Genomic DNA, 500 nt, shown 5'->3' with positions numbered 1-500 from the left:
TTGATGCCGGCGGAGCCGAGGGCGACCACGTCTTCCGTCGTCATCGTGGCGACTTGCGCCGTGCCGATGGCCGCCACCTGGGTGCTGGTCAGCGACGGGATCTGCGAGCTGGTCAGCGCATTCAGCGTGTCACTGCCCATGCCGGCGATCTGCGCGGTGGTGAGCTGCGAGACCTGGGCGGTGCTCAGCGCACCGATCTGGTCGCTGTCGAGCGCGCCGAGCTGCGTGCTGCTGAGGCCGCGCAGGGCGGCGCTGCCGAGCGCGCGGATGTCGTCGGTGCTGAAGTTGGCGAGCTGGCTGGTCGTCAGGCCCTGCACCTGGGCGGAGCTGAGGACACCGGCCTGGGCCGAGGTCAGCGCGACGATGTCGCCGGTGGTCAGCGCGTGGATCTGCGCGGAGCTCATCGCCTTGATGCCGGTGGTGCCCAGGGCGAGCACGTCATCGGTGGTCATCGTGGCCACTTGCGCGGTGCCGATGGCGGCGACCTGCGAGCTGGTCAG

The 500-nt window shown here is 70.4% G+C and carries 1 pseudogene; it reads right to left on the bottom strand.

Annotated features, from left to right (window positions below):
- A pseudogene (locus tag B0W88_RS34230) lies at positions 1 to 500 on the bottom strand (heme utilization protein); the annotation flags it as partial.

This window comes from Pelomonas sp. KK5 (genome assembly GCF_001984095.1).
Taxonomy (GTDB): Bacteria; Pseudomonadota; Gammaproteobacteria; order Burkholderiales; family Burkholderiaceae_C; genus KK5.
Note: the sequence above shows the minus strand (reverse complement) of the source record. Positions and strands in the feature narration are given on the sequence as shown.